Origin of the sequence: Rhodopseudomonas sp. G2_2311 (assembly GCF_047501505.1) — a bacterium.
In the GTDB taxonomy this organism is placed as follows: Bacteria; Pseudomonadota; Alphaproteobacteria; order Rhizobiales; family Xanthobacteraceae; genus Rhodopseudomonas; species Rhodopseudomonas palustris_H.
The window spans coordinates 211,553-234,171 of sequence record NZ_JAZDRK010000001.1; the positions used below are offsets into that span (position 1 = coordinate 211,553).

A 22,619-nucleotide genomic window follows, 5' to 3' on the forward strand; every position below is an offset into this window, starting at 1 on the left:
TCGATGGCTGGACTTCTGGACTATCTGACCGGTCTCAATCCGGCGGATCTCGCACAGCGGCTCGTTGCGGCACCGCCGGCGAACGCCGCCGCTTCCATTCCGTTGAAACAGCCTGGAGTTATCGATTATCTGACCGGAAACGATGCATCGGCTTCGCCGTGGGGTGTGCTGTACCAGTCGCCGCCGGATCGCAGCGCATCGACAGCGAGAGAAGCTGCGACCTATGGCATGTCGTCGATCTTCCTGCCTCAGGCCGATCCGTTCGGAGACCCGTCTAAGTTCACGGCGGGCCCGGCACCCGCTTCCGCGCCGCCGACTACTGGTTTCGGCAAGGGCACCGTTCCGTTCGGCTTCGCTGGTCCTGGTTCAATGGCGATCACTGCCGGCGAGCTAGGGCAAAAGCCTGTGGCAGCACCTGCCGTCCCCGCCGCGTCGGCAGTGTCTGCGAGTTCCCCGACAGACGCCAGTTCTGTCAACCGCCAGAGCGGAGCTGCTGCGCTGCCGGACGATGTCGTTAACGTCGGCAATTACCGAATGCCGGTCTATGGCGAGCGTCCGGAGGTCGAGCAGCCGCGCGCGGCAGCTACCGCAGCGGCTCCGGTGGCCCCATTCTCGATTGGCGGTAGCGACGGACGCCTGATGAAGGGCGTACGCGGCTTTCTCGGGAACATGCAGAGTGGTCCCATCGGTGCGATCCTGGGCGGCCTCGGCGCGGTTGCCACGGGTCAGGAAACCGATCCGTCCTCAATCGCGAGCGGAAAGCTCAATGCGACCGCTCAAGCGCTGATCTCGAAAGGCGCGTCTCCGGTTGAGGTGCAGGCGGCCATCAACAACCCGGCGCTGATGTCTCAACTGATTAGCCAGTACTACAGCAAGGACAAATGGAAGGTTGTCCAGGTCGGCGAAAATGGCATGGGCCAAAAGACCTTCATGCAACAGAACGAGGTCGATGGCACCTTGCGGCCGATCCAGGCGCATAGTGCTGGCGGCAGTGAGAATGTGGGGCCGCAGACGATCACCGGGCCAGACGGAAAGCAGATCCAAATCCCGCCCGGTGTTGACCCGAAAACCTTCATCAAAAGGGTGTCTGAAACATCCGCCGACGCGGCGATGGGTAAGACGACTGAGGCGCAGGCCAAGGCGTCGAATTTCGCGGCGCGGATGCAGAAAGCCGAAGGCATCCTTGGCGGCCTGCAGGATCAGGGGCGGAGCTTTTGGCAAAGGGCGGCTGGTTCCGTGCCGATGGTCGGTAACTACATGCAATCGACCGAGTACCAGCGCTACAAGCAAGCGGCCTCCGCTTTCATTACTGCCATGCTTCGGCAGGAGAGCGGCGCAGCGATCAGCCAGAGCGAATTCGACCGCTACGAAAAGGAGCTGTTTCCGCAGCCCGGCGATGACGCGAGTGTGGTCAAGCAAAAGGCTTCTATGCGCTCGGCCGCAATCGAACAGATGTCGCGCTCGGCAGGCCCCGGCTTCAAGGGACCATCCCCCAGCGGGACGGTCAACGTCGGCGGAAAAGCCGTCAATTGGAGCGTGAACTGATGCCGAAACTGACGATCGGCGACAAAACCGTAACGGTTGGCGATGAGTTCATGCACCTTCCGCTGGAGCAGCAAAACGCGACCGTAGCGCAGATCGCGCAGCAGATCGGCATCGGTGCCGATGCGGCCCCTCGCGCCACGGCGCCGTCGGATGCACCGTCCGCCGGCGGCGGATCGATGGTCAACGATACGGTGCGCTCGGTGGCAACTGGCGTTCCGATCATCGGCGGCACGCTAAACAAGCTTGACGCTGCAACGAATGCCGCGCTTGCGCCGCTGCTCAATCGCTTCTTCGCGCCTGATCAGCAGTTGCCGGAAGCTACGTTCGGAGAACGCTACGCGCACTCGTTGAAGGATCAAGAGGCGGACGACAAGCGTTTCGCCTCAGATCATCCCGTGATCGATACGGCCGCGCAGCTCACCGGCGGAATCGTCTCGACTATTCCCGTGATGGCTGCGGCTCCGAAGGCGTTCGGGTTGATCGGAACCATGCCGGAGATGGTCAAGAATGGCGCGCTGTCCGGTGCGGCCCTTGCCGGCGCGGATGCGATCACGCGCGGCGATAGCGTCGGCGACGCGGCCGTAACGGGCGGAATTATCGGCGGTGCCGCCGGCCCAGTCGGAAAGGCGGTAGGGAAGGGCGTCGCGGCGATTGCTGATCGGGTACGCCCGCCGCCGACGGTGGCGCGCAACGTCGAACAGGTTGCGGGCGTCGATGTGCCCCTTTCGCAATCGCAGGTGACGCAAAGCCCGGCACTGTCGGCCGAAGAGCAGGTGATCTTGCGCGGTGGCCGCGGCGACGCCGCGCAGGCGGAGGCCCAAGGCTTCAAGGATCTCCAGGACCATCGTGTCAGTAAGGCGCGTGACACAATCGCGGCCGGGCTCGATCCGACCGGGCAGGCGGCGCGCACCGCCCCGCAAGATGCTGCCGAGCGGATCGCGGCCGAACTGCTCGCCAATGAGCAGGCGCGGCGAGCGGCCGCGGCCGGCGTCACCGCTGGTGCGATGTCGCCCAGGCAACATGCCGCGGACATGGCGCGCGCGATGGCGCCCGACATGCGGCTACGCGCGGCGTCGCCGATTGATGCGGGCGAAGTGCTTTCGGATCGTCTCGCAGTTGCGCGTGATGCCGCCAAGGCCGACTATCGCGGAAAGTATGACCTGGTCGAGCAGCAGCCCGGCGAATTTGCGCCGGGATCGGCCGGCGGTTTCCGCGCAGACGTTGAAGCGGGGCTTGTCAGTGGTCAACGGCCGGTGCGGCTTGATCCGACGAACACCAGTCGATCGCTTAAGGCGCTCGACGTCGTTGACGAACGGCTTAATGCAGTGGTCCCTGGGCGTCCACTCGCCGCCGGTGGCGAGGTGGCGGCGTTGTCGCCGAACCATGCGCAGGATCTTGCCGACATCCGCGCCAAATTCGGCGAGGACGTAGCTGCGGCTTATGATCGACAGGCGCGCGCGGCCGCGGGATCTCCATCCTCGGTCTCGAGAGATTTGGGGCAGACCTCAGGCGGAAACCCAGCAAATCCGGCGCCTTCTACCTCGAACGATGTGCTCACCCCGCATTCCGTTGATGTTGCCGGTGGCGGCTCGGTCCAGGTCGCACCGAAGGTCGTTGAGGCGGCCAGCCTGAAAACCTCCGCGGATGCCGGCTATGATCCGGCGCTGCAGCCCCGCGATCGATCGCGCGCGGCGTCGGCTGGCCAAGTGAACGACATCGCGCAGAATCTCAATCCGGCGCGGCTCGGCCGCTCGGCGGAAGCCGATCGCGGGGCGCCGATCGTCGGCCCCGACGGCATGGTTGAGAGCGGCAACGGCCGGGTGGCGGCGATCCGTCAGGCTTACCGTTCCGGTGGGCCGCAGGCGCAAGCGTATCGCGACTGGTTGTCGACGCAGGGCGTAAACGTGTCCGGCTTCCGAGAACCTGTTTTGATCCGCGAGCGCACCACGCCGATGACGGCGGAGCAGCGGCAAGCCTTCGCAGTCGGCGCCAACCAGGGTGCAACGCTGGCCATGTCGGCGCCGGAGCGGGCGCTTGCTGATGCGAAACTGATCTCGCCGGGCTCGCTCTCGTTGATCAAAAATCCGGCTGATCTGGCGGCGATCGACAACCGCGATTTCGTTCGGCAGTTCGCCGCGCGTCTGCCGCAGACTGAGCAGGGCGCATTCGTCAATTCGCAAGGCCACCTGTCGGCGGAAGGCGCAACGAGGGTTCGCAACGCGGTTCTTGCGAAAGCCTATGGCGATAGCTCGGTCTTGACGCGCATTGCCGAAAGCACCTCGGATGACGTCAAGTCGATCTCGAACGCTCTGACTACGGCGGCGCCGGAGTGGGCCGCGCTACGCGAGCGAGTGGCCGCCGGCTCGGTGCCGGCTGATATGGACATCACTGCGGATTTGCTCGATGCAGTCGCGCGCACCGCACACATTCGCGGCCGCGGCGCAGGGTTCTCCGAAACGATGGCGCAGGCGGACGCCTTTGACCGGCAATCGCCGATCTCTCAGCAGATCATGCGACTGTTTTACGATGCCGACGGCAAGCGTGCCGCTTCCAGCACGCAGATCAATCAAGCGCTGCGATACTACGCGCAGGAAGCCGTGAAGGTTGAAGCATCTCCGGGGTTGATGCTCGGGCTGCCGGAAGTGAAGGCGGCTGATATCCTCGATCTCGCAGCGCTCAAGGTCGCGGCGCCTAAAGAGATCTCGCCGGACGTGCTGCAAGCAGCAGCGAAAGCGGCCAAGGCCGGAGAGAAGGTAGCCGCGGCCGCGGCCGGACCGGCGTCTGGCTTCAGCATGCGCGACGTCGAGCAGGTTCGGAAAGAACTGAACACGCTCTACGGCGAAGCGCGGCGGGCGGCGATGGCGCCGGGCGCGAACGGCTCCGACGTGTACGCGCTCGAACACATCATCGAACAGTTTGACGCGCGCGTTGAGCAGATGATCAGCGCCGGGAAATTCTCCGGTGATGGCCCGGCGGTGCTGCAGATGCAGCGCGAGGCGCGAGCCTCGTTCGCCGATTACCGGGCCAAATTCAGTCGACGCGGACCTGGCGATACGATCGGTGCCGCGGTCGAAAAGATCCTGGGGCGATACTCCGACACGCGAGCAACGCCGGACGAAATCGCAAAGCTGGCCTATGGCTCGGCAACGGCGCCGGGCGGCCAAATGCCGGTGCAGATCGCACAGCGCATCGAACGGATCTTCGGTCGCAAGTCCGCTGAGTTCGGCACCTATAAGCAAGGGCTTTTTGCTCACCTTACCGCGGGCGAGCCTGACGCGGCCGCTGCACGAATTCGAGCTTTCCTAGGCGGCAAGGGCAAGCTGCTGGCTCAGACCGTGTTCTCGGCGGACGAGCGCACCGCGATTGCGCGCTATGCTGATCGGCTGGACAACGTTGCGCCGAAGGCTGCTGACACTGGCCCGGTAGCGTCTGCGATCCGGCGCTATATCGGTGCCGACGGCGGGGCGCCTGCCTCGGTCAATCAGATCGTCAACGATCTATTCGGCGCGACCGGCAAAGGCGCTGGTCGATTGTCTGTGCCGCTCGCTGTCGAACTCAAGCGCACCTTATCGCCGGAGGGGTGGACGGCGCTGCGGCAGGGCATGTTCGAGAAGCTGACGCGCGCCGGAGATGGCAAGCTCGAATTCGAAGCGCAGGCGCTATCGCAGCGGCTTCATGAATTTCTGAACGAGAGCGGATCACAGCTCGCGAAAACTTTGTACTCGCCTCAGGAGCTCCAACTGATGCGCAGGCTCGCATCAGTGTATCGACAGATGATCCCGGTTAAGGGCACCACCAACCCATCTGGCACGGCGCCGATGCTGGCTCGCATGGCCGGCGGCCTGCGTCATGCGCTGTTGCCGCTGCTCGGTCTGACGCATGGGGGCATCCCCGGCGCCGCAGTCGCCTATGGGCTCGACAAAGGGATTTCGGCAGTCGGGGAGAAGGCAGCGGCCCGCAAAGCAACGAGCCTGTTCTACGGGGAGCAGCCGCAGCGGTCGGCAAATCCGGCGTTTGGAAAAGCGTCCGGCCTTATCGGTTTTGGGGCTTTGCCGGTGATCAACGATGCGCGCGGTAAGTAGCTTCCGGCGGGATGACTTCGACTTTGCGGCGCTTCGCCCGGCGGTCGTACAGCACCGCAGCTCCGTACATGGCGGCGATGACCAGCAATCCGCCGATCGCGCCGAACGTGCCGACGATCTCATGCGCGGCGAAGCGAACGCCTCCCATCGCGGCCGCATAGACGACGATGCAGGCAATCAGGAAGCCTGCGCCGTATTTCACCATTTTGGGGATCTCCTGGGGGCGGATGGATGGCTCTAGCTGACCGCATAATCAGCGTCGAAAGCGGAGGCAACGCGAACGCGCGCAACCCTCTTTCGTCTGCCGGTGGCGCTGGGCAGTTCATCGACAGCACGTGGCTGTCAATGCTTCGCCAGCATAGGCCGGATTTGGTGGCGGGCAAGTCCGATGCCGATCTGCTCGCGCTGAAATCGGATGCTGCGCTCTCGCGCGACATGACCACGGCTTATGCGGCTGACAATGCGGGCATTCTGTCCCGTGCCGGCCTGCCGGTTACGGACGGAACGCAATATCTCGCGCACTTCGCGGGGCCGGGTGGGGCGGTCGGCTTGCTCCATGCCAACCCGGCGGCCCCGGCGGCATCAGTGCTCGGCGCCGGTTTCGCTAAGGCAAATCCGACGATGGCGAACATGAACGCCGGCGACATCATCGCCTGGGCGGATCGCAAGATGGGTGGCGCCGGATCGGCACCGATGTCGATCGCTGGGCCTTCGGCGGCCGGTGGTCAGCAGTCCGCTGCGCCGGTTGCGTCGCAGCCTGCGCCGACCGCGGCGCAACCGGCGGCCACTCCGGGCGCGGCGCTCGCCGCTCCGGCTGGGCCGTCGATCACGCCGCAGCAGATCGAGCAGCTCGCGGCCGTTCCGCAGGGACAGAGCATTCTGCCGGCGCGGAAAATCTATGCGGTGCGGGGGGCGCCGTTCTCTTTTGGTGGGGGGTACGCATGACGCTTTACAAATGGTCGCAGGTGGCAGCAGCCAACGCTGGCGCCGACCAGACTTGTCCGTTTCCAGAGGGTATGAATCCGGCGGCCATCAATGATGGTGTACGCGGCGCGATGGCCGCCGTTGCGAAGTATCGCGACGACATGTCCGGAATGCTGGTCACAACTGGTACGGCGTCAGCCTACAACGTGACCAGCAATCAGGGCTTCGACAGTCGCGCCAACTTCCACAATCAGGTCATCGCCTTCACGCCGCACGTCACGAACGGAGCCGGTCCGGTGACGATGACGGTTGACGGATTCGCCAACCTGCCACTGAGGATTGCGCCAGGCGTCGAACTGCCAGAAGGCACATTGATCCTCGGGACTCCTTACGCTGCGAAGTTCAATAACACCGACGGTGCGCTGTACCTGATGGGCTACATGAATAGCCCCTACAACGTGCCGCTGTTCGGCGGCATGGACTATTGGGACACGGTCGCGCCTAACAGCAGCTTTATATTCCCGCTGGGTCAAGCTCTGTCGCGCACCGTCTATTCCAAGGCGTTCGCGCGATGGGGAACAACGTACGGCGCTGGCGACGGCGCAACTACGTTCAATGCACCGAACAAGGCTGGCCGCGTGTCGGTTATGATCGAGCCGGTGGCATCGCTTCTGACGCCAGCTTACTTCGGCGGAGACTCAACAAAGATTGGAGCGATGGGTGGCGGGGAGAAGGTGACGCTCTCCGCTGATCAGATCCCGCCTCTCTCGGTCAATGGCATCTCTGCGGATGCACAGGTAAGCGGCGGCGTCTATGGCGGCGGCGGGAGCCAGCAATACTCGATCGGAAGCCAAGTTGGTCCATACGGCGCAGTTCCTATTCACGTAGAAGTCTCCATCGGTGGTCAAATCAATTCAAACGGCGGCAAAGCGCATCGCACGGTTCAACCGTCGGTCACCTGCAACTACATCATTAGGGTTTTGTAATCTCCGCTGGGGAGCGGATGGGGTGGGGGACTACATGAAACTAATCGACAATTGGCCGCGCGAGCTGCGCCGGCTGCATTCGCTGCGCGTTGCCTATGGTGGTGCGGTGTTCTGGTCCGCGATCGGCGGCGCCATCATGATCTGGCCGTCGCTCGCCGATAAGATCCCGGTTGTTACCTATGTTGTCGGTGGCCTAGCGCTGTCGGTGGCGTTCGGCCTTGCCCGCGTCCTCAAGCAGCCGGGGGCGGAATAATGGCCGCCGTCACGAAACGCAAAGTTGCAGGCCTGTCGGCCGCGGGCGCTATGTTCGCAGCGATCCTGTTCGGCCATTGGGAAGGGATGAGCCTTGTTGCACGCCACCTTCCGTTTGACCCGCCCGGCGTAATCACGGTCTGCGGCGGTATCACGAACTACGACTGGCCTTGGCTCAAGGTCGGCATGAAGTTCACAGAGCACGAATGCATCAAGGCGCAGGCCGACGCGATGCAACGCTACGGCGGCCAGGTTGCGGCTTGCGTGCCGGGTCTCGCGGATATGCCGCCGCATCGGCAAGCGGCGCTGGCTTCATTTGCCGGCAACCTCGGTGCCGGCAAGATCTGCAATCGTACGGATCGCTACAAGCGAAATCCCTCGATCGCCGAAAACCTGAATGCCGGGCGGGTTCGGGAGGCCTGCGACGCGATGGTCAAGTTCGTCTATGCGAACGGCACCTTCATGCAGGGTCTTCTCAACCGTCGCACCGATGCAATGTGGGGCGAGCGGCCCTGGTGCCTGCGGGAGGACTGAGCGATGACGAATCTGTTCTGGATGGTCGCAACGTCCACGCTAGCGATCGAGCTCGCCGCGGTTCTGCTGCTGGTCGCTGTAGTGGTTGGTTGGCTTCCTCTCGTCAAGTATCTGCCGGCGATCGGTGTCTATGTCCCGGTGGCGCGGCTCGTCTCGATCGCACTCCTCGCCGCTATCTCGTTCTCGATTGGGTTCCGAACAGCGGATGAGCGGGAAAACATGGACAAGCTACGCGCAACCCTCGCCATTCGGGACCGCGACCTTGCGATAGCAGCCAAATCAGCGGCGGATGCACGAAAGCGTCTGGATGCGAGTGAGGCGGCGGCAAATGCGCAATGGGAAGCTGACGCGGACTATATTTCAAAGCTGGTCCCGTCCGATCTGTGCAGCTTCGATCCTGGCCCTCCTGGCGGGGTGCGGGCACGCTCCGCCGCCGGAAACGCCGGCGCGCGAACTGCCGGCGGCTCCTAGCTTGATGCAGTCTCCGCCGGTCCCGCAACTCGATGCGACGTGCCGCTTTCCCTGGTACGGCGTGAAGGGCTGCAAGGGCAAGGACACGAGGGCGATGCTTCGCCTGACCGTCTCGGATGATCTCGCTGTGCGGGACCGGCTCGATAACTCTCGCGACTGGTACGAAGGCGTCCAGCAGGAATACGGAGTGAAATGAGCAACGTTGACCCCACGACGATTGCTGCAGTCGCGTTCGCAGTCAATTTCGTCGTTTACATCGCCGGCGGCGTGTGGGCGGTCGCCTCGATCAAAGCCGACCTCGCGAAGCAGATTTCCGACGAACGCGAGGAAACGCTTAAGGCCATCGGGAGCCTCGAACTCAAATTCCTGGCTGACCAGAAGAAGCAGGATCACAATTTCGGCGAAGTAGGCGCCGCCATGCGCCAGTACATCGCGAACGTCGAAAAAGATATGCACGCGATCGAGATTTGGGGCCGGGACAACTTCGTTCTCAAGACCGAGTTTTCCAAGGCGACCGACAGCATCCGCGACGACATCAAGACGATGGGCGACGACATCAAGACCGACATTCGGGCCTTGTTCTCAAAGGTTGCGCAACGCCCGACCTGATCCGCGCCGGCGGTCCCCGGCATCCCGCAGAGGAAGTGACGGAATGTTGTCTGCAAGCGAAGCCTCGATCGAAGCTGAGTTGAAAACCAAGGGGCTGAACGCGCCTCGGCTGACGCCGGCCGACATTGACGCCGCGATCGTCGGCGAGGATTTTCACGTCTTTCCCGGCACCACCATGACCGTCTGTGCGCTCAAGCTGCGCAACGGCTTCGTTGTGATCGGTGAAAGCGCTGCGGCGTCTCCGGAGAACTTTGACGCTTCGATCGGCCGTCGGATCGCGCGGGACAACGCCCGCAACCGGATTTGGGAGCTGGAGGGTTATCGACTGCGCTCGTTGCTGGCAGCGAACGCCTGATCGCTTTACCGTTCCTCCCTGACTGGCCGTCGATCATTTCCGATCGGCGGCCTATTTCTTGTCAGCGCCCCGCCGCTCTCGCCGAGCGGCGGTGCCGTCGCGTTTCAGGCGCGGTAATTTGCTTCGATCACTGCCATGGCGAGCAGAAATCGAAGGTGGGCCAGTCCGAGTTCGTCAGCGAGCGCGATAGCTGCGGCGATATGCTCCAGCAGTGCGGCAAGTCGATCGGAATCGGTCATGGCTGAAATCCCCTTCGCTGCAAATGAGCTGCCGGATGGCAGCGCCCACAGCTTGCGGGGTGGCATGAGGACGGCGGCGGTAAGCGATCAGGAGTGGCGACTAACTTCTGAGTGAACCGCCAGCTTTTTCGATGCCTTTTCGAATGCCCATAAGAAATGGCGTCATACCTGCTTTTGTTGCGGGTTGCGCCGGTAGGGCAGGTAAGGCCCTTGTCGTTCCAGCGACCGCTTGGAATCCGACGATGAAGCCAGACCTAAAGTCCTGATGAGGTACGTCACCCTGAGCAGACACGTCCAATCACCCTCTTTTCGCGCATTTGAAGAGCCTTCAACGAAATGGTCTCCGTCTCAAGCATTGGCAAGTGGGGCATGCTCCCGAACGGTCCTCACGCGGGCGGGTCCGCTCGCCAAGCCGACGTAAACGGAGTTTTGTGCGAGCTATTGTCGTGCCAGTTCGGAACGACATGGACGCAGCCGGGCGTTCCGCACGAAGTGCAGAGCATGGCGCGGCAGACACGGCGCCACGGCCAATCCGGTGGCAGCTGGTCAAGTCTCAGGCTGTTGACCTGGTGCCCGCACCACGTGCAGCGGACATGGGCCGTGCGGTGCCCGTCCGCGATCCAGGCGCCCGGCGAGCTGATCGGATATTGCGGGGTGGCGCTCGGCACCCGCCGGCGCGTCCTGATCGTGCCTCGCTCCGTGAGGATGGCGATCGGTCCCGGCCGGATCTCGATTCGGCCGATCTTTCGGACCGGAGGTTCGTTTGCACCGCTCATAGGCTTGTTTTGCCTTTGCCAACTGGAATATAAATATGAACGGATTCAATGCGGGTCTAGTTCGATGTTTGCCACAAAAAACTCAGTAAAAACAACGAAGTCCCCGCGTCTGGGAGACTAGGGGTCGAAGGTTCAAATCCTTTCGCTCCGACCATTTATCGGCCTTCGGGATTTTATTCATCGAGTGCGGCGCGAGTTCGGGCGCGCGTTGTTCTGCCTTAGATCCAGCCATAGAATTTAGGCGGTCCCGTCGCGGCCGCCAGGTCCAACAATCCTTATCGAGACGAGCTTTAGAGGGCGCACGACATGTCGTCGTTCTGGCAATCGGTGAAGAACGCCTTCATCCCTTGGCGGCTGCTGGAGCGGGACGGGGACGATGGCGGCGCGGGTATGCGCACGATCGAGTTCGGGCAGACCATGATCGATGGGACGGCTGGTGACGATCTTACCGACGTCACAGCTGCCGTTCATCACCACACCCACGATGATCCGCCAAGTCATCCGGCGCCCGATAAGAGGACTGCGAATAGGTAGGTTGGCGCAATCGTCGGGCGACGTCGTGAGTACTGCTCGCTCCGAAGTAACAGTTCTCAGAATCGATCAAAAGACAGCCTGACCTGACAATTTGTCGCATCTCGGGCTTACTTCGATACGCCCACTCGCAAGCGCCGTGTATCAGCTAATCGCTGACAGGCGTTGAAGAACCTTCCATCAACTAATCACCTGTCGATTGCCCCATTCGTCCGCGTCGCGCGTCCGGTTTGAGGTATTCTATGCTGCGACCTCGTGTCCGGACGGACATGCTCGATTACAGCAGCGATGGAGCTGGGCCTCCCAGCAACATCGGGGCATGGGCATGTTTCAAACAACAACAAAAGCGACAGGGCGAACTCTTCTGCTCTGCACCGTCGGTGCGGTCGCGCTGACGATTCCAATTCCGCAGGGCGCGCAAGCGCAATCCAATCTGCCGGCCGTGACCGTCGATGCGCCGCGCGCCGAGCGGGCGCGCACCGCGCGTCCGGCCGCCAGCACGCGCGCCGCCACCACGCGGCGCGTCGCCGCGCGCCGGGATGCGCGGCCGCCTGCGCCGGTCGCGCCGGTGCCTTATGTAACGCCGTCGACCGGCACGCTCGGCGCGCTGCCGGCGAGCTACGCGGGCGGCCAGGTCGCGAGTGGCGGGCAGGTCGGTTTCCTCGGCAATCGCAGCCTGCTCGACACGCCATTCAGCCAGACCAACTACACCGCCAAGCTGATGCAGGATCAGCAGGCGCGCACGATCCGCGACGTCGTCGCCAACGATCCCTCGGTGCGCGCGGTGACGTCCGCCGGCGGCGGACAGGACGGCTATTTCATCCGCGGCTTCTACTACGACGTCGGCGATCTGGCGCTCAACGGCATGTACGGCATGGCACCGTTCTGGAGCGTCGGCGCAAATTTCATCGAACGGGTCGAAATCCTGAAAGGCCCGACCGCGCTGCTCACCGGCATCTCGCCGCTCGGCGCGGTCGGCGGCAGCATCAATCTCGTCACCAAGAAGGCGCCGGATTACGACATCACCCAGCTGACCGCGACCTACGCGTCGCGCTCGCAATTCGGCCTGCAGGCCGACGTCGCGCGGCGCTATGGCGAGCACAAGGAGTGGGGCGTCCGCTTCAACGGCAGCTACAGCGACGGCAAGACGCCGTTCGACCGGCAGAGCAGCGAATTCGGTAACGCCGTGCTGGGTCTGGATTATCGCGGCGAGAACGTCCGGGTCTCGGCCGATGTCGGTTATCAGGCCAACAACCTGAATCCGCCGATCCGGTTCTTCAGTTTCCAGTCGAGCGTTGTGCCGCTGCCGCCGGCGCCCGCGGCGAGCTCCAACGCGATTCCGGATTGGGCGTATTGGAAACCGAAGGACACCTTCGCCACGGTCAAGGCCGAAGTCGACGTCACGCCCGGGCTGACGGTGTACGGTGCGGCCGGCTATCATCAGGCCAAGATCGATTTCAAGTTCCTGTCGCCGACCATCATCAACCAGGCGGGTGACTACGGCTCGCGCCCGTTCGGCGGCGAGCAGACGTTCACGGCCAAGACCGGCGAAGTCGGGGTACGCGGCGAGGCCGACACCGGGCCGATCAACCACAAATTCGTGGTGAACTACGGGGTGCTTGATCGCCCCAGCGACAGCTCCTATCTGGGCGCGAACAGTCTCGTCGGCTCGAACATCTACAATTACAAAGCGATCCCCGAGCCGTTGTTCTCGATCCCGAGCAGCAACTCTGTGAGCCTGAAGCAGTGGAGCGTCGGGGCCGCGGACACGATGTCGATCCTGAACGGCGGCGTTCAGGCCGTGGTCGGCGTCCGCCGTCAGCACGTCAGCAACAGCTCGGCCGATCTGCTCACCGGCATCACCACCGGGCAGGACGGTGCCGCCTGGAGCCCCGCCTATGCGCTGCTGATCCGGCCGCTGTCGAACGTCACGCTATACGCCAACTACATCGAAGGGCTGCAGCCCGGCACGACCGTGGGAGTCGGCTACACCAACACCAACCAAGTGTTTCCGCCGTTCCAGACCAAGCAGGTCGAAACCGGCGTCAAGGTGGATTTCGGCAAGATCAGTGTCACCGGCAGCCTGTTCGAAATCAAGCAGCCAAGCACGATCGTGTCGAGTGCGAACGGATTCCTGACGCTGTCGGCTGACGGCGAGCAGCGCAACCGGGGTGCCGAACTCAACATGTTCGGTGAACTGGCGCCGGGCCTGCGGCTGCTCGGCGGCGCCACGTTCATGGACGGCGTGCTGGAAAAGACCGACAGAGGCCTCAACGACGGCAATCGTGCGCCGGGCGTTGCGCGGGTCAACGTCAATCTCGGCGCCGAGGTCGACGTGCCGGGCGTCGACGGCCTGACATTGACGGGCCGCGTGATCCACACCGGCTCGACCTATGCCAACGCCGCCAACACCCAGGTGCTGCCGGCGTGGACGCGGTTCGATCTCGGAGCCCGGTACACCTTCCTGTCGCCTTGGAACGGCAAGCCGATCGTGGTGCGGGCTGCGATCGAGAACGTGGAGAACGTCGCTTACTACGCGTCGTCCTACAGCGGCAGCGCGATCGGGCTCGGCGCGCCACGGACCTACCTGTTGTCGACGACGTTCAACTTCTGATCGACCAGGGCCGTCCCGCGTTGCTTTGGCTGCGCGGGACGGCGGCTTGCCGCGACGATCTGACCGTGGCGGCCTCAGGTTACCGGCAGCCCACATCCTTCCGCGGTTCATTGAAATGTCATAACGTCGTTGCATCGCGACAAGCGAGGATTCGACGATGCGACTGCGTGTACGGAAGGCCGCCCATTTTCTCGAACGAACCGGGCTGGCGCTGGCCGGCGCGGCGTGCGGCACCTTCGTCGGCGCTCATGTCGGCACCAGCTTCGCGGCCTTGACCACGATCGGCTTCCTGCTGGGAATGATCGCACTCGGCGCGATCGGGTTCTATCTCGGCATCGACATTCCGCCGCTGCCGTTCCACGGCGCCGACGAGGACAGCCGCGCCAGCGGCAAGATCGACGCCGCCGAGTTTCTCAGCGCGTTCGGGACGTTTCTGGCGACGCTCGCGGCATTCGCGTCTGTCAGCGCCGTCGTGCTGCGGCTCAACCTGCATTCGGTCTGGAGCTGGCTGATTTTGATCGGCTGGCTCGCCGGCGTGACGATGCAGATCACCGCCGGCGCGATCGCCCGGATACGCCGCGCGCACGCCCACTAAAGCTGGCTTTCATACCCCAGAAACGAAAACCGCCCCGGAGGGCGGTTTTCCAGCATCGTGGCGAGCTCTGCTTGGCCTGACCCGCCGCGCGGCGCGGGTAGGCTCCGCAGCGGGATTACTTGCGCCCGAGAAATCCTGCGACCGGCTCCGGCAGCGGGATCTTGGCGACGAGCTGCGGGGCGAACACCACCGCGGCGATCGCCAGCGCGATCAAAACCGGCAACAGTTCGAACGACGACACCTCGACCACGATCCAGATCGCCACGATCAACGCGGCGAGCTCGGCGGCAAAATACATCAGCACCGTGGTGAAGCCGGGCTTCGGCGACTTGGTCAACGCCGGCGCCGTGAAGGCTACGAACACCGAAAACACCAGAAGCGCGACCAGCAGCAGGAACAGAAACGCCGCGGTCTGAAGGGTGGCTGCCAGCATGATCGGGGACTCCATAAGGATCGACTGAATCTGCCTGCAAGACTAGGGCAATTCACCGAATCGCAAAAGCGCGGCGCTGTCCGGGACGCCCCTGACGACGAATGCAGGCCGGCTGCAATGCCTTGCGATGGACTCGCGCAAGCGACGACCTGCAGCTAAGCTCGCCCCTGCAGCTCCGGCTCGAACCGGCGCGCATCAAAAATCGGGAAGGAACGATGCGACCATGAGGGATTTCGCCGGCAGGATTGCCGTGATCACCGGCGGCGGCGCGGGGATGGGCCGTGAACTCGCCCGCCAGCTCGTCGCCGAAGGCTGCCACGTCGCGATCTGCGACGTTGCGCAAGCCGCGATGGATGAAACGCGGCGACTGTGCGAGGCCGACGGCCTGCCGCAAGGCGTGCGGATCACCACCCACGTCGTCGATGTCGCCGACGAAATCCAGATGCAGCGGTTTCGCGACGAGGTCACCGCGCAGCATGCAACCGGCTGCATCCATCTGTTGTTCAACAACGCCGGCATCGGCGGCGGTGGCAGCATGATCGCCAATTCCCGCGAACAGTGGGAGCGCACTTTCAACATCTGCTGGGGCGGCGTGTATCTCGGCACGCGCATTTTCCTGCCGATGCTGATCGCGGCCGACCACGGTCACATCGTCAACACCTCCAGTGTCAACGGCTTCTGGGCTTCGATCGGCCCATTGGCTCCGCACACCGCCTACAGCGCCGCGAAATTCGCTGTGAAGGGATTTTCCGAAGCGCTGATCGGCGATCTCCGGCTGAATGCGCCGCATGTGCGTTGCTCGGTGGTGATGCCGGGCCACATCGGCACCTCGATCGTCAGCAATTCGCGCCGGATTCAGACCGGCGATCAGACGGACGAACTCAGCGCCGAAGAGGTCGCCGGCATGAGGCAGCGGCTGTCGGCGGCCGGAATCGATTTATCGCAGACGTCCGACGACGACCTTCGCGCGATGGCGAAGGAGCGGGCGCGCAGCTTCCTGGAAGACGCCCCGACCAGCGCAGCTGCAGCCGCCAGGACCATCCTCGACGGCGTGCGCCGCGGCGACTGGCGCATTCTGGTCGGCGACGATGCCCATGCGCTCGACGCCCGCGTGCGTGCCACGCCGGAGCGCGCCTATGAGGTCGAGTTCTATCAGAGCTTCGCGGCCGAAGTCGGCTGGCGGCTCGGCTGAGCGAGCCGACAATAACAAAAACAAACCGAAGGGAGCCCGCCATGGATGCCGCCGTCGCGCCGGAGCGCATCGATCTCGCCGGCCTGGTCGCCGATCTCAACGCGCTATTGCGGCTGAAGACCACGGTGATCGGGATGAAGCTGTTCCGAACCGTCGCCGAGATGGAGGCGGTGCCGAAGATCCGCCGGCCGAGCGCGATCCACACCACCGACCAGATCGTATCGATGGCGTCGCGTCTCGGCTGGACCGTGGGCATCACCGCCGCCGATCTGGTCGGCGAGCAGTGCCGCGCGGTGATCGGCCTGGCGCCGCAGGACGAGCAATGGCTCGCCGGACGGTCGTACGTCGGCGTCTGGCATGCGACGCCGGAGGACGCCAGTGCGCGTCAGCACGCGCTCGACGTGGTGCCGTTCGGCCATCACCAGGCGATGGCGGTGTCGCCGCTGGCGAGCGGCCGGCTCGATCCGCCGGACATCTGCCTCGTCTATGCAACGCCCGGTCAGATGATCATCCTGATCAATGGGCTGCAATATGCCGGCTACAAGAAGTTCGAGTGGAGCGTGGTCGGCGAGACCGCCTGCGCCGATTCCTGGGGCAGGGCGCTGAAGACCGGCGAGCCGAGCCTGTCGCTGCCATGTTTCGCCGAGCGCCGCTATGGCGGTGTGCCGGACGAAGAGATGCTGATGGCGCTGAGCCCCGCGCATCTTGCCAAGGCGATCGACGGCATGAAGCAACTCGCCAAGAACGGCCTGCGCTACCCGATCGCACCATACGGCATCCAGGCCGATGTCCGGGCCGGGATGGGCGTATCGTACGGCGGGAAGTAACAACCTCGCGTTCGTCATTCCGGGGCGCGCGCAGCGCGAGCCCGGAATCCATAACCCCGGATGGTTGAGTTCGGCGCACAGCGGGGCCCGCCGTGCCTTAACGCGGTCACGGTGGATATGGATTCCGGGCCTGCGCTGCTTCGCAGCGCATCCCGGAATGACGACGGAGGGGACTGATGAAAAGGGACGATTAGTACGCGTTTTCGCCCTTGAGCAGGGCCCACGGCGTCTTCAGCAGGATGTAGAGGTCGAACAGCACCGACCAGTTTTCAATGTAATACAGGTCGAACTCGACCCGCTTCTGGATCTTCTCTTCGTTGTCGATCTCGCCGCGCCAGCCGTTGATCTGGGCCCAGCCGGTGATACCCGGCTTGACGCGGTGGCGGGCGAAGTAGCCGTCGACGGCTTCATCGAACAACCGGCTCTGCAGCTTGCCCTGCACCGCATGCGGGCGAGGGCCGACCAGCGACAGATTGCCCTTGAACACCACGTTGATCAGCTGCGGCAGCTCGTCGAGGCTGGTGCGGCGGATGAAGCGGCCGACGCGGGTGACGCGCGGATCGTTGCGGGTGACGACCTTGGAAGCGGTCGGGTCGGCCTGGTGGTGATACATCGACCGGAACTTGAGCACGTCGATGCGCTCGTTATTGAAGCCGAACCGCTTCTGCCGGAACAGCACCGGCCCCGGACTGTCGAGCTTGATCGCCAGCGCCACCAGCGCCATCACCGGAGCCGCGAGCAGCAGGATGAAGCCGCCGACCACTCGGTCGAACACCTGCTTGATGACCTGATCCCAATCGGTGATCGGGGCTTCGAACACGTCGAGCGTCGGCACCTTGCCGACATAGGAATAAGCGCGCGGCCGGAACCGCAGCTTGTTGGTGTGCGCCGACAGCCGGATGTCGACCGGCAGCACCCACAGCTTCTTCAGCATCTCAAGGATGCGGGTCTCGGCAGAGATCGGCAGCGCGAACAGTACGAGGTCGACGCGGGTGCGGCGGGCGAATTCCGGAATGTCGTCGACCTTGCCGAGCTTCGGAACGCCGGCGCAGGTGGACTGCGAACGGGCGTCGTTGCGATCGTCGAACACGCCGAGGATGCGGATGTCGGAGGCGTCGGCGTCCTCGGCCTTCAGCGCTTCGATCAGCTTGGCGCCATTAGCGTCGGCGCCGACGATCACGGTGCGGCGGTCGAGCCGGCCTTGCGACGCCCAGTGCCGCACCAGCGCGCGCACCGACAGTCGCTCGATGATCAGCAAGGCGAGGCCGGCGAAAAAGAACGACCCCAGCCACAGCCGCGACACTTCGCCGCCAAGCTTGGCGAAGAACGATGCGCCGATGAACAGCAGGAACACGATCGACCACGTCGAGATGATCCTGGTCATCTGCTTCAAGGTGCCGCGGAACAGCTGCACCTCGTAGAGGTCGGCGGCCTGGAATGCGACGATTGCGGTCACCGTGGTGCCGAGGATCGCAGCGATGTACTCCCAAGCAAAGCCATCGCGGCGGACCACCAGCGCGAAGTACAGCGCGATGCCGACGGCGGCGATCACCAGGAAATCAGCCAGGCGGACGGAGCCGGCGATCACGATCGGCGAAAACGCCGGCGGAACCTTCTGATTGGCGACGGCGAGGGCGGCCGGCGACAAGCGCTTGCGGCGCTCCACGCGCGGCGCGCCGTCGCCGCTGGCGACCACGGCTTCCGTCGCTGCAGCGCTGATCATCGAGCGTGCGCTGATCGGCTCCATCTGTTCATGTCCGTCTCTTGCGTCGGCACGACTTTGTCGTCCGGCGAACTCCCCCGGTCCGGGCCTTAACGGAAAAGTCGCAAGAAACGGTTAGCGCGACCGCCGACGCTCAGCGCTGTTGCGCCAAGGCTTCGCGGTAGCCGGCGAGCACGCCTTCGACCATCGCCTTTTGCGAGAAGTGCAGAAAGATCCGCTCGCGCAGCCGCCTGGCCCGGTCGCGGGCGGCGTTCAGGTCGTCGAGCGCAGTCGCGATCGCCTTCGCCATCGCGGCCGGATCGCTCGGGGCGAACAACGCGTCACGATGGTCCGGACCAAAGATCTCCGGGATGCCGCCGACATTAGCGGCGATCATCGGGACGCCGGCAGCGGCAGCTTCGATCACCACATAGGGCATGGAATCGCCGCGCGACGGCACCACCAGCAGACGGCCCTGCGCGAAGCCATGACGAGCTTTGACGTGGCCGATGAAACGCACCGCGGCGCCGAGGTCGAGCCGCGCCACCTGCGCCTTCAACGCCGCGGTTTCTTCGCCGTCGCCGCCAAGCGTCAGCGTTACGGAGCGGCCCTCGGCCCGCAGCCGCGCGATCGCGTCGACCAGCAGATCGGCGCCCTTGATGTGGCGGAATTCACCGACGTAGCAGACGTCGGTGGCATCGGCCGCCAGAGAAACCGGATCGAATTCGCCGGCGGTGACGCCGTTGAATACGCAGCGGACCAGCCCCTCGGGTTTGCCGATCATGCGCTCATAGGTTGAGCGCGCGAACTCGCTCTCGAACAGGAATAGTTCGGTGCGGTTCATCGAGAGCCGCTCGAGCCGGCTGTAGAGCTGCCCTTTGAACGTCGTCGTCGGATAGTGCAGCGAGCCGCCATGCGGGGTGTAGACCCGGATTGAGCCAGCCGGCCGCGGCACCACGCGCATGAAGATGCCGGCCTTGGCGCCGTGGCCGTGCAACACGTCCGGCCGCAGCGTCGCGATCAGGCGAACGAAGCGGCCCCAGACGAACAGATCGGTGATGCTCGGCTCGCGCCGGATCGGCAGCCGATAGACGCCGAGCTTCATCTTAGGCGCGATCTCGTCGAGCGCGGCCACAGCGCGGTCGCCGCCGGTGAGGCTGTCGGTGATCAGCGCGACGTGATGGCCGCGATCGGCCTGGCCGTTGGCGAGATCAAGGATATGGCGGATGATACCGCCGACCGGAGCGCGCACCGCATGAACGATCCGCAGCGGCTGATCCTGCGTTGTTGCGGTCATCGGATCGCCGGTGCGTACGGCATGCTGGGCCATCCGCCGCGACAGCGCGCAGCGGGACAAAAGCCAGTCAAAATGGCGGCGCAGGGCATGGATGGATCCGGAAAAGTCGATTCCGATTAACGGCTTTCGTGGTTAACAAAACGTATTCGCGTCAGTGCAGGCACCATGAATTAGTTACTCGCGCACGTCGAGATTAACCGTGCAGCAACCTTAATGGTTTGTAGTCGGAACCGAACTGACGGTTGGTCGCGTCACGTAGGAGTAGACAATGCGGATCGCGTTCTGGCGCCGGAACACCGATGAGACGGCGAAGGCATCAGCCCCATCACGCGTATCCTCGACCGCTGCAACTTCAGCGGCTGCAACCGAAACCGTCCCGGCTCCCGCGCAGAAGCCTGCGATTCGTCAGGCGATCTTCAAGCGCCCTCCGACTCGTACCGTTCAGATCGAAAAGCCGGCACCGCTGCCGCCGGACGGCGACATCGACGTGCGGCTGATCGGGCAGGCGCTCGCGCGCAAAAAGCATCTGATCATCGCGCCGACGCTGCTTGCGCTGGTCGTCTCGCTGGCGATCGTCAACCTGATCACGCCGCGCTACAAATCCGAGGCGCGAATCCTGATCGACGGCCGCGAGAACACCTTCCTGCGTCCCAGCGGTGATCGTGACGATCAACGCAGCGGCCCGGACCCGGAAGCGGTGACCAGCCAGGTTCAATTGCTGCTGTCGCGCCAACTCGCGCTCGATATCATCAAGAAGAACAAGCTCGCCGAGCGGCCGGAATTCGATCCGGTGCTGAAAGGCATCAATCCGATCAAATCGCTGCTGGCGCTGATCGGCATCGGCCGCGATCCGTTCGCAATGACTCCGGAAGAGCGCGTGCTGAACGCTTACTATGAGCGGCTCACCGCGTATGCGGTCGACAAGTCGCGGGTGATGGTGGTCGAATTCCAGTCCGAAGATCCCGAGCTTGCCGCGCGCGTCGCCAATTCGATCGCGGACGGCTATCTGGTGCTGCAGCAGAACGCGCGACAGGCGCAGGCCAAGGCGGCAGGGCAATGGCTGTCCGGCGAGATCGAGTCGCTGCGCAAGAAGGTGTCGGAAGCCGAAGACAAGGTCGAGGACTTCCGCTCCAAGTCGAGCCTGTTCATTGGCACCAACAACACCACGCTGTCGAACCAGCAACTCGGCGACATCAATGCCCAACTCGCCAACGCCCGTGCGCTGAAGTCCGATGCCGAAGCCAAGTCCCGGCTGATCAAGGAGATGCTGAAGAGCGGCGGCCCGATCGAAGCTTCCGAAGTGCTCAACTCCGAACTGATCCGTCGGCTGTCGGAGCAGCGGGTCACGCTGCGCGCGCAGCTCGCCGAACAGAGCTCGACGCTGCTCGGTGGTCATCCGCGGATCAAGGAACTGAAGGCGCAGCTGTCCGATCTCGATCAGCAGCTTCGCGATGAGGCTGTGAAGCTGTCGCGCTCGTTCGAGAACGATGCACGGATCGCCAGCAGCCGGGTGGAGAACCTGTCGGCCAGCCTCGATCAGCTGAAGAAACAGGCGTCGGCGACCAACGGCCAGGACGTGCAGCTCCGCGCGCTGGAACGCGAAGCCAAGGCGCAGCGCGATCTGCTGGAATCCTACCTGGCGAAGTATCGCGAAGCGACGACGCGCGAGACGATCGACCAATCGCCGTCGGATGGCCGCATCATCTCGCGTGCGATCGTCTCCAACACGCCGGACTACCCGAAGAAGCTACAGATCGTGCTGATCGCCACGCTGGCGACACTGCTCTTGACCTCGGGCAGCATTGCGACCGGCGAACTGCTGCGGATGACCCAGCCGCGGGCTCGTGAGGTTGCTGCGCCGGCGGTTGTCGAGCCGGATCTGGTGCCGGTTGCGGCAGCGGCTCCCGTCGTGCGCCCCGCACCGGCGGCACCGCCGACCTTTGCTGCGCCGGCTACACCAGCGCCGATCCTCGAGCAGGCTCCGGTCGAGACTGCGCCGGTTGCTGCGGCTGCCGCTGCCGCTGCCGCTGCGCCGGTCGGAGAAATCGAGGCGCTGGTGCAACGTTTGCGCTCGGCCGGCGAGGGCGGTCGGAAACTCACCGTGCTTGGGACTGGCGACACCGACTCCGTCACCACGACGGCGCTGGTGCTGGCCCGCCGGCTCGCCCAGGACGCCAAGGTGGTGCTGATCGACCTGTCGGAATCCTCCGCGATGCTGAAGGTCGCGTCGATCGATCCGTCGGCCCCCGGTCTTGCCGAATTGATGCTGGGTGAGGCGGCGTTCGGCCAGATCATCACCCGCGACCGCTCCTCGTCGCTGCAACTGGTCAGCGCCGGCAAGCCGGGCTTCGACCGGATGCTGCTGCATTCGCCGCGGCTTTCGCTTGCGATCGATGCACTGATGCGGGTGTATGACCACGTGCTGCTCGATGCCGGCACCGCGTCTGACCTGCCGGCCGAGCTGCTGACATCGCAAGCCCAGGCCGCCGTCGTGCCGGCGCCCACCATGACCAGTGAGGCGCGCGCCAAAATGGCCGAGCAACTCGTCGCGGTCGGCTTTTCCGAGGTGACGATGCTGCGCGCCGCCGAGCCAATTGATCCGATCGAGCCGGGACAGCGCTCTGCAGCGGCGTAAAGCCATCAAACAGATCAACG

General features: G+C 64.2%; 20 protein-coding genes. 15 read left to right on the plus strand and 5 right to left on the minus strand.

Annotated features, from left to right (window positions below; genetic code table 11):
* The first annotated feature begins 3 nt into the window (after nt 1–3).
* Nucleotides 4–1,545: a hypothetical protein gene (locus VRZ08_RS01100; protein WP_414531307.1), complete on the plus strand. Its 1,542-nt coding sequence runs from the start codon at nt 4–6 to the stop codon at nt 1,543–1,545.
* Entirely contained in the window at nt 1,545–5,627 is a 4,083-nt protein-coding gene (locus VRZ08_RS01105) for a hypothetical protein (protein ID WP_414531308.1), read from the plus strand. Before VRZ08_RS01100 ends, VRZ08_RS01105 begins: the two co-directional genes overlap by 1 nt.
* On the opposite strand, the gene VRZ08_RS01110 is transcribed toward VRZ08_RS01105, so the two are convergent.
* Nucleotides 5,605–5,832: a hypothetical protein gene (locus VRZ08_RS01110; protein WP_414531309.1), complete on the minus strand. Its 228-nt coding sequence runs from the start codon at nt 5,830–5,832 to the stop codon at nt 5,605–5,607. The two genes, VRZ08_RS01105 and VRZ08_RS01110, sit on opposite strands and share 23 nt — an antisense overlap.
* A 26-nt stretch (nt 5,833–5,858) precedes the next feature.
* Here VRZ08_RS01110 and VRZ08_RS01115 point away from each other — a divergent pair, with 26 nt between their 5' ends.
* The 7 genes from VRZ08_RS01115 to VRZ08_RS01145 all read left to right on the plus strand — a co-directional run bounded on the left by VRZ08_RS01115 (nt 5,859) and on the right by VRZ08_RS01145 (nt 9,758).
* Nucleotides 5,859–6,572, plus strand: a complete 714-nt coding sequence (locus VRZ08_RS01115) for a hypothetical protein (protein ID WP_414531310.1) — start codon at nt 5,859–5,861, stop codon at nt 6,570–6,572.
* A complete protein-coding gene (locus VRZ08_RS01120; RefSeq protein WP_414531311.1) occupies nt 6,569–7,537 on the plus strand; it encodes a tail fiber protein in 969 nt (322 codons plus the stop codon). Before VRZ08_RS01115 ends, VRZ08_RS01120 begins: the two co-directional genes overlap by 4 nt.
* 34 nt (nt 7,538–7,571) lie before the next feature.
* On the plus strand, nt 7,572–7,790 hold the full coding sequence (locus VRZ08_RS01125; RefSeq protein ID WP_414531312.1) for a hypothetical protein: 219 nt from the start codon (nt 7,572–7,574) through the stop codon (nt 7,788–7,790).
* Nucleotides 7,790–8,323 (plus strand): lysozyme, encoded by a 534-nt coding sequence (locus VRZ08_RS01130; RefSeq protein WP_414531313.1) that lies wholly within the window; start codon nt 7,790–7,792, stop codon nt 8,321–8,323. Before VRZ08_RS01125 ends, VRZ08_RS01130 begins: the two co-directional genes overlap by 1 nt.
* A gap of 3 nt (nt 8,324–8,326) precedes the next feature.
* Complete coding sequence (locus VRZ08_RS01135; RefSeq protein ID WP_414531314.1) at nt 8,327–8,794, plus strand: hypothetical protein; 468 nt, start codon at nt 8,327–8,329, stop codon at nt 8,792–8,794.
* Nucleotides 8,795–8,986: 192 nt separating this feature from the next.
* A complete protein-coding gene (locus VRZ08_RS01140; RefSeq protein ID WP_414531315.1) occupies nt 8,987–9,403 on the plus strand; it encodes a hypothetical protein in 417 nt (138 codons plus the stop codon).
* A 43-nt stretch (nt 9,404–9,446) separates the two neighbouring features.
* Entirely contained in the window at nt 9,447–9,758 is a 312-nt protein-coding gene (locus VRZ08_RS01145) for a Gp49 family protein (RefSeq protein ID WP_414531316.1), read from the plus strand.
* A 104-nt stretch (nt 9,759–9,862) separates the two neighbouring features.
* Here VRZ08_RS01145 and VRZ08_RS01150 read toward each other — a convergent pair whose 3' ends face one another.
* On the minus strand, nt 9,863–9,997 hold the full coding sequence (locus VRZ08_RS01150) for a hypothetical protein (protein ID WP_414531317.1): 135 nt from the start codon (nt 9,995–9,997) through the stop codon (nt 9,863–9,865).
* A 1,082-nt stretch (nt 9,998–11,079) separates the two neighbouring features.
* Between VRZ08_RS01150 and VRZ08_RS01155 the strand changes: the two genes are divergently transcribed.
* From VRZ08_RS01155 to VRZ08_RS01165, 3 genes are all read left to right on the plus strand, one after another.
* Nucleotides 11,080–11,307 carry a hypothetical protein gene (locus VRZ08_RS01155; RefSeq protein WP_414531318.1) on the plus strand — a complete coding sequence of 76 codons (228 nt, stop codon included), beginning with the start codon at nt 11,080–11,082 and terminating at the stop codon, nt 11,305–11,307.
* A gap of 316 nt (nt 11,308–11,623) precedes the next feature.
* Nucleotides 11,624–13,918 carry a TonB-dependent receptor gene (locus VRZ08_RS01160; protein WP_414531319.1) on the plus strand — a complete coding sequence of 765 codons (2,295 nt, stop codon included), beginning with the start codon at nt 11,624–11,626 and terminating at the stop codon, nt 13,916–13,918.
* A gap of 157 nt (nt 13,919–14,075) precedes the next feature.
* Nucleotides 14,076–14,513, plus strand: coding sequence for a hypothetical protein (locus VRZ08_RS01165; protein ID WP_107344671.1), 438 nt, complete (start codon nt 14,076–14,078; stop codon nt 14,511–14,513).
* A gap of 115 nt (nt 14,514–14,628) precedes the next feature.
* Here the strand turns inward: VRZ08_RS01165 and VRZ08_RS01170 are convergent, their stop codons facing one another.
* Nucleotides 14,629–14,946: a hypothetical protein gene (locus tag VRZ08_RS01170; RefSeq protein WP_107346601.1), complete on the minus strand. Its 318-nt coding sequence runs from the start codon at nt 14,944–14,946 to the stop codon at nt 14,629–14,631.
* Between the two features lie 223 nt (nt 14,947–15,169).
* Between VRZ08_RS01170 and VRZ08_RS01175 the strand changes: the two genes are divergently transcribed.
* Nucleotides 15,170–16,138 carry an SDR family NAD(P)-dependent oxidoreductase gene (locus VRZ08_RS01175; RefSeq protein WP_414531320.1) on the plus strand — a complete coding sequence of 323 codons (969 nt, stop codon included), beginning with the start codon at nt 15,170–15,172 and terminating at the stop codon, nt 16,136–16,138.
* A gap of 41 nt (nt 16,139–16,179) precedes the next feature.
* Nucleotides 16,180–16,965, plus strand: coding sequence for a DUF169 domain-containing protein (locus VRZ08_RS01180; RefSeq protein WP_414531321.1), 786 nt, complete (start codon nt 16,180–16,182; stop codon nt 16,963–16,965).
* 190 nt (nt 16,966–17,155) lie between these two features.
* On the opposite strand, the gene VRZ08_RS01185 is transcribed toward VRZ08_RS01180, so the two are convergent.
* Together VRZ08_RS01185 and VRZ08_RS01190 are read right to left on the minus strand one after the other, a co-directional pair.
* On the minus strand, nt 17,156–18,712 hold the full coding sequence (locus VRZ08_RS01185) for an undecaprenyl-phosphate glucose phosphotransferase (protein ID WP_414531322.1): 1,557 nt from the start codon (nt 18,710–18,712) through the stop codon (nt 17,156–17,158).
* 109 nt (nt 18,713–18,821) lie between these two features.
* Nucleotides 18,822–19,964: a glycosyltransferase gene (locus VRZ08_RS01190; RefSeq protein ID WP_346294675.1), complete on the minus strand. Its 1,143-nt coding sequence runs from the start codon at nt 19,962–19,964 to the stop codon at nt 18,822–18,824.
* 268 nt (nt 19,965–20,232) lie between these two features.
* On the opposite strand from VRZ08_RS01190, the gene VRZ08_RS01195 reads away from it, so the two are divergent.
* Nucleotides 20,233–22,599, plus strand: coding sequence for a GumC family protein (locus VRZ08_RS01195; RefSeq protein ID WP_414531323.1), 2,367 nt, complete (start codon nt 20,233–20,235; stop codon nt 22,597–22,599).
* The last annotated feature ends 20 nt before the right edge of the window (nt 22,600–22,619 follow it).

Bases quoted from the DNA above. Each gene is read 5' to 3' on its own strand.
- VRZ08_RS01105 (WP_414531308.1), top strand. From the start codon at position 1,545: ATGCCGAAACTGACGATCGGCGACAAAACCGTAACGGTTGGCGATGAG.
- VRZ08_RS01145 (WP_414531316.1), top strand. From the start codon at position 9,447: ATGTTGTCTGCAAGCGAAGCCTCGATCGAAGCTGAGTTGAAAACCAAG.
- VRZ08_RS01185 (WP_414531322.1), bottom strand. From the start codon at position 18,712: ATGGAGCCGATCAGCGCACGCTCGATGATCAGCGCTGCAGCGACGGAA.
- VRZ08_RS01165 (WP_107344671.1), top strand. From the start codon at position 14,076: ATGCGACTGCGTGTACGGAAGGCCGCCCATTTTCTCGAACGAACCGGG.
- VRZ08_RS01195 (WP_414531323.1), top strand. From the start codon at position 20,233: ATGCGGATCGCGTTCTGGCGCCGGAACACCGATGAGACGGCGAAGGCA.
- VRZ08_RS01115 (WP_414531310.1), top strand. From the start codon at position 5,859: ATGGCTCTAGCTGACCGCATAATCAGCGTCGAAAGCGGAGGCAACGCG.
- VRZ08_RS01180 (WP_414531321.1), top strand. From the start codon at position 16,180: ATGGATGCCGCCGTCGCGCCGGAGCGCATCGATCTCGCCGGCCTGGTC.
- VRZ08_RS01190 (WP_346294675.1), bottom strand. From the start codon at position 19,964: ATGACCGCAACAACGCAGGATCAGCCGCTGCGGATCGTTCATGCGGTG.
- VRZ08_RS01120 (WP_414531311.1), top strand. From the start codon at position 6,569: ATGACGCTTTACAAATGGTCGCAGGTGGCAGCAGCCAACGCTGGCGCC.
- VRZ08_RS01160 (WP_414531319.1), top strand. From the start codon at position 11,624: ATGGGCATGTTTCAAACAACAACAAAAGCGACAGGGCGAACTCTTCTG.
- VRZ08_RS01140 (WP_414531315.1), top strand. From the start codon at position 8,987: ATGAGCAACGTTGACCCCACGACGATTGCTGCAGTCGCGTTCGCAGTC.
- VRZ08_RS01125 (WP_414531312.1), top strand. From the start codon at position 7,572: ATGAAACTAATCGACAATTGGCCGCGCGAGCTGCGCCGGCTGCATTCG.
- VRZ08_RS01130 (WP_414531313.1), top strand. From the start codon at position 7,790: ATGGCCGCCGTCACGAAACGCAAAGTTGCAGGCCTGTCGGCCGCGGGC.
- VRZ08_RS01170 (WP_107346601.1), bottom strand. From the start codon at position 14,946: ATGCTGGCAGCCACCCTTCAGACCGCGGCGTTTCTGTTCCTGCTGCTG.
- VRZ08_RS01110 (WP_414531309.1), bottom strand. From the start codon at position 5,832: ATGGTGAAATACGGCGCAGGCTTCCTGATTGCCTGCATCGTCGTCTAT.
- VRZ08_RS01100 (WP_414531307.1), top strand. From the start codon at position 4: ATGGCTGGACTTCTGGACTATCTGACCGGTCTCAATCCGGCGGATCTC.
- VRZ08_RS01150 (WP_414531317.1), bottom strand. From the start codon at position 9,997: ATGACCGATTCCGATCGACTTGCCGCACTGCTGGAGCATATCGCCGCA.
- VRZ08_RS01175 (WP_414531320.1), top strand. From the start codon at position 15,170: ATGAGGGATTTCGCCGGCAGGATTGCCGTGATCACCGGCGGCGGCGCG.
- VRZ08_RS01135 (WP_414531314.1), top strand. From the start codon at position 8,327: ATGACGAATCTGTTCTGGATGGTCGCAACGTCCACGCTAGCGATCGAG.
- VRZ08_RS01155 (WP_414531318.1), top strand. From the start codon at position 11,080: ATGTCGTCGTTCTGGCAATCGGTGAAGAACGCCTTCATCCCTTGGCGG.